Here is a 6381-nt window from a genome sequence, read left to right as displayed (position 1 = left end):
TTGTGTCACTTCCCTTGTACCAATGAATTCGGGTGATAAACCCGTCACCTGATTAATTGCTTCCTTAGCTTCATTAAACAGCTGGAAAAAGCCCTCTGGAAACTGTGCTACAGGCTTTGGTTGTATCTTGCCTTCTGCAAGAGCGCCATCTTCAGCAACTAGCAACGCATCAGCCCGCGCCCAATCTTGCATAGCCTGCCTGATGTCCTTAAACGCCCCTTCCTCGACAATAAGCCCCCCTTTGGATTGGCTATTAAGGATATACATCACTTGACTAAAATATTTATTCGCCCATCGTTGTGGATCTTTTGTCGGACGGACAACCCCATAAAATTGCCGTTCTATCTTATCAAAATACCCTGTTATACACTCCCAACCCAATTGACCCGCTGGAACCAAAGGTTGATCAGGGGATTCAAGCAATTTTCTCCCTAAAAAAGCACGTTTTACGACCTTTTTATTGAAAGCTGCCCCTTGGATATCGGGCATCATGCACTGGAGCTGCTTAAATTCTTCCTCGCTATAATCACGAAGTTCTCCAGTGCTTAAATCGGGCGCTTTGTAATATCGCTCGCTTTCAAACCAACGGCATTCAACAAGCGTGACCATCCGACGACCGTTTTCAACATCAATGCTCCCTTCATCACTGTAATAATCAAGATCATTATGGTGAACACCTTCATGAGAGCTCCCATCCCTTGCCCAATCTGCACTCAGCTCTGTCCAATGAGATTTGGGAAACATCTGCTTAGCTACTTCTAACGGCTTGCGGTCTACATACCACAAACGTTGCGCATCGGTTAAATTCGGTTGCACCGCTGCACTATCCCAAACCATCTTTAACGGGTCTAAACGCGTAATGACCGGTTCACCATCGAGGCTGTTCTCATAATCAAGCCGTGTATCAGTCCACCCCATGCCGCAGATAACCGCATCTTGGAAAGCATCACTATCAGCGTATTCTGCATGCGCCATGTCCCGAAACCATTCTGCCGCACCGGTAAGCAATTCACTAGGCAATGCCTTCCCTACTTGACGGGGAATAAACTGCACTTCGCGCTTGTTATTACGCTCTGACCCCACAACGGCATTGACCAATGGGGCAATACGATTAAAGGTCATAACGGGGCGGCGTTGCTTTTTTAACGCCGATAAATCTTCTTCATTCCATTGATCACCATTGTAAAAACCAAAATCCTCCCGCGCATGTTCACGCCATTTATTCACATGCTCCACATCTTCTTTGTACCAGCTCACAAGCTTGCGAAATAAGCCTTCTGTCGACAAATCTGATGCGTTACTTTCTTTATCTAAATGCTCTTCATCATACATCATTCTGCCATCCATGAGGTACTCTCATATTCCGTTCTGCCGCTATAAGCTGGTCGCTTTTGTATTTCTTTTGGTGGTTTGTATGAAATACACATCAGTCCAAAGGCATCTGCCCCATGACTGGACCAATCGTGCTCTGCTCCCAAGCCAATATTGCGCTTCTCATCCCATTTCTCGTGATACCAGTTCAGTGCCTTACGTCCTGCTACCGTCGTCTTTTCATTAAACCAAACAGAAGGCAAAACACGGCGGACTGTTTCTATACGTATCTTAACAGCTCCTGCTCCCTGATTAGGGATAACTTTTGTTTGAAAGCCTGCCTGTTTAAGAGCGCTCTCAAAACTCACATTGTGCACACGGTCTCTGGTCGCCCCATCATGGGGTAACACCATCAATGCCTTCTCATAACCATTGTGACGCAACCAACCGATATGTTCCGATAACGGCTGTCCCTGTGCTTCGTAATAATCAAGTACTCTGATCTCCCTACCAACAAATTGCGCTATCCATATCGCCGTAGCATCTGCCTTAGCACCTGTGCCCCCGATATCCCAAAAGGCGCGTATCTGCATTAAAGGATCACGCGCAACGCGCCCTATCCGCCCCTCTTGCTCGGCTGCCAACATTTCCTTTTGATAATAAGCGCCTTGAACCGCTGTAAGATAAGCCCCTTCCCAGATATGCTTATAGGTCTCGGGACGGTTTCTCAGATCATCAAGCCGCGCTTCATTCAAGATCTTGGGAAACTTCGGGTTGTCTGACCAATTGATCTCTACACGCTTAATGGCTTCATTGTCTGAAAAGCGAAACCGCTTCTCAACGGGGGCATTCTCTCGCAACGGGTTCCATGTCACCCATAATTCTGCCCGCCATCCCTCTCCTTCTTCTCGCAAAGTCGGTATAAGCGTTTGCCAAGCCGTCTCTGTAACGGGCTCTGCCTCATCAACCCAACAAAGCAAAATACGCCCCATGGATTTAATGCTCGCAATATTACGGTCCAGACCAGAAAACTGAAAGGCTACGCGACCATCTATCGACTTAATCGAAGATTCCCCAACCTTGTAATAGTCCTTTAAAAAGTCGTGCGCTTCAATGGCGCGCTTAATCTCCTCCAATGAACTCTCTGCCAAAGAATTCTGAAACTGACGTGCACAAAGAATGGTCCCCGATATCCCCTGCATACCAAATTGATAGCCTTTTAAAGCAGCCATCAATNCACCCCAAGCCGCTCGCACCAAAGCGTCCCCTGCAAAAATAGGAATGAGTTTTGGTACAATACTAATCTGTCGTGTTGTCATTGACCAAAGGCGCGATTTCTACACGCGTTATCATCTTAATGGCTCCCCCATCTTCACCTGTTACCTGTAAAGGCAACACCTTACCAAGCAACGCTAAATAAGCCGCTGGACATTCTATAGCCTGCTTTTCCAAATAAGAGATCAAACCATCATCACCATATTTCTTACCAGCGCGCTCTGCTGCCTTAAGCACTGCTTCTTTCAAAATACGTGTCGTTTTATTTGGCACACCTTTTACTCGCCCTTGACCTGCCTTTGGGGGCGTTTTTTTTGCAAGTTTTTCAGTGGTTTTCATGTGTGTTTCTTTTTGTAAACAAGACAATAAAAAAACCCCGCAAAAGCAGGGCTCTGAACAATCATATAAACTTATAAGAAAGGTTATACCTTTACCGTAATTCTAGACGCAATTCGACTAGTACAGCAACGCCATAAAACACTATTTTTCATATCCTGTCAACAAAAAAATCACTATATTGTGTATTTTTTATTTTTTCACCTAAATCTAGTGTCTTTAACAACCAACCACTCACAATTGTATCTTCTAAACGAATCAATTATACGGAAGCACAAAGTTATTGATTAGCAAAAAGCGGGGGGAATAATGGAAATAATTATAGTCATAGGAGGAATATTAATAGCAGCAAATATGATCTACCACATTTCGAAGGTAGGAGAGAAAGGTTGGAATGTGGGATTCGAAAATACGATTTTATTAATCATAATAATCGATGTGTTTTTATATTTTGAATTCTCAGTGAACATATTACTAATAATAGCAACTTTGCTGTCTTTTAGGGGCTATTTAAGAATGAATGACTATGAAGAACAATTCGAGTTACTTCAGGAACATAAAGATCGAGAAATAGAAATATACAAAGAACAAATTACGAAATGGGATAGAAGTCTTTTAAAGAAGGCTCAAAAAATATCGCAAAAATGGATTAAGCAATGGAATAAAGAAATTAGACAGTGGGAAAAGGATATACTAAGAATAAAAGATCCCATAATGATAGGTGAAGATTATGAACATCACCATCCCATCATAAAAGATATCTGTACTCAAGGATATAAAGAAATACCGTTTCTCTATAAGAAAGCTTTGGAAACAGAACCTTCTGCTGAGCATTGCGAAAAAATCAATGTATTCAAGAAACACATAGCTTTTAAGAAAAGCTATCTAAAAACAATGCGACTCATGAAAAAAAACGGGATAGTTGTTGAAAAAATCGTAGATCCCCTTACAGAAAAAACATGTCATAAACCTACAATGTTTTTGTTGCATTGGTGGTTATATGTGGTTGATGATATGATCATAGCCGAGTACGAAAAACAAGCGTTACATGGGTTTTATAAAGATGATAAATCGCTTGACATCTACTGGGATGAAATGTCTAAAAATACAGAATACGAAGAGATAGAAGAAATACTGAAATCATGGCATTTGCCTCCTAAGTATGAATGCCTAGTAGGGATAAAAAAATATTTACTGACATTGTTGTATGACATTTCGGATGACTATAGAATAGCAAGAGAAATTTTTATTCATTATAAGCGTCTTCTTGAAACTGTTACAGAAGGATATATTTCTTTAGATGAAGACCGTTATACCGAAGAGGTAAAATGGCAGGTAAATGAGTGTAAAGAGAAAGATAAAGAACTCATAAATGAAAAAGATAATTATAATCTATACATTTCTAAAAATATTCCAACATTTGAGAAAACTTACAAATTAGGAACAATAGAACAAATTAAATCAGCAAGTAAAAAATGCTATAATAGATTTATCTATTGGGATATGCTCGTAAATATAATAAATTCAAGAGAGAAACTACAAATTATCTTCGGTGAAGAAAAGGTGAATGCACTGAAAAAAGCTATAAAGGAAGAATACAAACAATTTCATATCGAAAAGCAGGAGGCAATTTTCGAAAATAAAGATTTTCATTACAACAAATCCTACGAGCATTTGGTAGAATATTTGTTATAAACCAATACGATTATGCGCTTTTGTGAAAAGTATTTGTCCAGACTTTGCTTCAGTTTTCTAACACCTAATCGTCCAAGCCAAGCTCTTTCCTCACCTCTTCAGAGCTATAAAAAGTACCCTCTCCCCTTCGAACGCGCTCTCTTACTTGTGAAGCTAAATAATAATCCTCTGCTTCCTCTATTCCACGTTCAATAATCTCACGCAAATAAAAAGACTTTGTACGTCCTGTCTTAGCAGCTAAATTATTCAAACGTGTTTCGAGATCACTTGGCAATCGAATAGATATCGTCATAACACAATCCTTATATTTGTATTCACTGTAATACAAATATAACGAATTGTACAGAAAAACGTTTCACGTCACATTGCTTACTTTAGCATCGTTCTTAAAGATGCATAAAAAAACTATGTTAGAAATGTTGATAGCTTGGCTAACACTTCGTTCATAATTATAGAGGGAACTGTTTCCATTTTCCTTCCCTGACGCGCTGCTATATCGAGAGCTCGTGGTTGATCACAACGTATCACACCTGTGGTATGTAATCCTGTTCCTGCTAATGAAACAGCAAACCCTGCGGTTCTCGCAAAATTTCCTCCACTTGTAATAGGTAAGACAATTGGTGTTTTTGTGACACGATTAAACGCCTCCGGTGACACAACCAGTACAGGACGCGTTCCTTTTTGCTCATAACCAGAAGTTGGGTCAAGCGATACAAACCAAATTTCGCCCCGCTTCATTACAAGAGCTCTCTGCCAACAGGCTTGGCATCAAACCACTCCATATCACCATCCGCAAAATCATCTGAAGGATTACATTGCGCTAACAATTCTTCAAGAGTATAGCTAGGGAATGCCTGTGGTTTTACAACCAATTGTCCATTGTCAATAGCCAAACCCACTTGCGTGTTTTCAGAAAGATGAAGAACATCAAGCAATGCGGGCGGTATAGAGAGCATAACAGACCCTCCAACTTTACGTAATTTTGTTGTGTGCATAAAACACTCCCTTTAATATTATATAAAAATATAACATTCTAATGCATATTCTTCAAGAGCTTTTCATGCTTTTATAGAAATAAGAACAATAAAACATTTACCATTTAGTTTTTCTGTCAAAATATTTATGAAGCGCGTTAAGAGCGACCCGCAATGAATTCACAAGATGTGGTAATGTTTGGTCTTCGACAACAATATATTGTATTGCTGCATAAAGATTATACTGTCTATAGAGATGTTGTGTTTCTTTTATCGCCTCTTGCATATTAGAAAACTGTTCTGTTGCAAATTCAACCCATTTTTCTCTTGCTTTGTCATCAGAAGATGATGGCATTTCATCATAAACAGCGCTTGGTAAACCTTTTGCACACAAATAGTCATTTTTCACTTCAAGATATTTTTGCGCAGCATCATACTGGTCTTGAGTAAGCATGCCTTGCAAACACAGCCGCCCAACATAAGTACCAGCAAGCGGATTTTTAGCCTCTTCAATCGTCAAACCAAAGCGTTTAGCACGCATTTCAATTGCCAATTGATTAACAGGATCTTGACGTACTTTCACTTGTGAAATGTAAGCATCTTTCTTCTTCATACATCCCCTAATCTGTGGGAGCCCACATGTTTCTCTTTGTTATATTTTATCAATCAAAATGGTATGCTGTCATTAAGAGATGCACTATGATCAGCGGCACCTGAAGCGATAGCATAATTTTGAGAAGTAATAGATGAAGGGGCAGATTGATCTTTCTTTACATCAAGCAAATACAAC

At 40.2% G+C, this 6381-nt stretch carries 8 protein-coding genes and 1 pseudogene; 1 reads left to right on the top strand and 8 read right to left on the bottom strand.

Features of this window, described 5'->3' with window-relative positions:
* The 3 genes from ACFIK2_RS07370 to ACFIK2_RS07360 form a co-directional block, all read right to left on the bottom strand.
* The coding region (locus ACFIK2_RS07370; RefSeq protein ID WP_375677094.1) for a portal protein at positions 1–1347 on the bottom strand (1347 nt) is incomplete at its 3' end.
* A complete protein-coding gene (locus ACFIK2_RS07365; protein ID WP_375677093.1) occupies positions 1332–2630 on the bottom strand; it encodes a phage terminase large subunit in 1299 nt (432 codons plus the stop codon). The genes ACFIK2_RS07370 and ACFIK2_RS07365, both read right to left, overlap by 16 nt.
* Positions 2611–2925 carry a hypothetical protein gene (locus ACFIK2_RS07360; RefSeq protein ID WP_375677092.1) on the bottom strand — a complete coding sequence of 105 codons (315 nt, stop codon included), beginning with the start codon at positions 2923–2925 and terminating at the stop codon, positions 2611–2613. The genes ACFIK2_RS07365 and ACFIK2_RS07360 overlap by 20 nt, the downstream gene beginning before the upstream one ends.
* A gap of 306 nt (positions 2926–3231) precedes the next feature.
* On the opposite strand from ACFIK2_RS07360, the gene ACFIK2_RS07355 reads away from it, so the two are divergent.
* Positions 3232–4617 (top strand): hypothetical protein, encoded by a 1386-nt coding sequence (locus tag ACFIK2_RS07355; RefSeq protein WP_375677091.1) that lies wholly within the window; start codon positions 3232–3234, stop codon positions 4615–4617.
* Positions 4618–4681: 64 nt separating this feature from the next.
* On the opposite strand, the gene ACFIK2_RS07350 is transcribed toward ACFIK2_RS07355, so the two are convergent.
* From ACFIK2_RS07350 to ACFIK2_RS07330, 5 genes and pseudogenes are all read right to left on the bottom strand, one after another.
* Positions 4682–4909 carry a DUF6290 family protein gene (locus tag ACFIK2_RS07350; protein ID WP_007346764.1) on the bottom strand — a complete coding sequence of 76 codons (228 nt, stop codon included), beginning with the start codon at positions 4907–4909 and terminating at the stop codon, positions 4682–4684.
* A gap of 113 nt (positions 4910–5022) precedes the next feature.
* A complete protein-coding gene (locus tag ACFIK2_RS07345) occupies positions 5023–5355 on the bottom strand; it encodes a type II toxin-antitoxin system PemK/MazF family toxin (protein WP_375639625.1) in 333 nt (110 codons plus the stop codon).
* Positions 5355–5612 carry an AbrB/MazE/SpoVT family DNA-binding domain-containing protein gene (locus tag ACFIK2_RS07340; RefSeq protein ID WP_375624257.1) on the bottom strand — a complete coding sequence of 86 codons (258 nt, stop codon included), beginning with the start codon at positions 5610–5612 and terminating at the stop codon, positions 5355–5357. The genes ACFIK2_RS07345 and ACFIK2_RS07340 overlap by 1 nt, the downstream gene beginning before the upstream one ends.
* Before the next feature lie 97 nt (positions 5613–5709).
* The gene (locus tag ACFIK2_RS07335) at positions 5710–6204 is read right to left on the bottom strand and encodes a hypothetical protein (RefSeq protein WP_375677090.1); all 495 of its coding nucleotides are present in this window, start codon (positions 6202–6204) and stop codon (positions 5710–5712) included.
* A gap of 53 nt (positions 6205–6257) precedes the next feature.
* A pseudogene (locus ACFIK2_RS07330) lies at positions 6258–6381 on the bottom strand (single-stranded DNA-binding protein); the annotation flags it as partial.

The sequence above is a fragment of the Bartonella sp. AP88XZML genome, assembly GCF_042195565.1.
Taxonomy (GTDB): Bacteria; Pseudomonadota; Alphaproteobacteria; order Rhizobiales; family Rhizobiaceae; genus Bartonella.
The sequence above is the reverse complement of the archived record's forward strand: the minus strand, read 5'-3'. Positions and strand labels throughout refer to the sequence as shown.

What these genes read in the sequence shown, in the direction of transcription:
- ACFIK2_RS07355 (WP_375677091.1), top strand. Translation starts at nt 3,232, where the DNA reads ATGGAAATAATTATAGTCATAGGAGGAATATTAATAGCAGCAAATATG.
- ACFIK2_RS07345 (WP_375639625.1), bottom strand. Translation starts at nt 5,355, where the DNA reads ATGAAGCGGGGCGAAATTTGGTTTGTATCGCTTGACCCAACTTCTGGT.
- ACFIK2_RS07340 (WP_375624257.1), bottom strand. Translation starts at nt 5,612, where the DNA reads ATGCACACAACAAAATTACGTAAAGTTGGAGGGTCTGTTATGCTCTCT.
- ACFIK2_RS07350 (WP_007346764.1), bottom strand. Translation starts at nt 4,909, where the DNA reads ATGACGATATCTATTCGATTGCCAAGTGATCTCGAAACACGTTTGAAT.
- ACFIK2_RS07360 (WP_375677092.1), bottom strand. Translation starts at nt 2,925, where the DNA reads ATGAAAACCACTGAAAAACTTGCAAAAAAAACGCCCCCAAAGGCAGGT.
- ACFIK2_RS07335 (WP_375677090.1), bottom strand. Translation starts at nt 6,204, where the DNA reads ATGAAGAAGAAAGATGCTTACATTTCACAAGTGAAAGTACGTCAAGAT.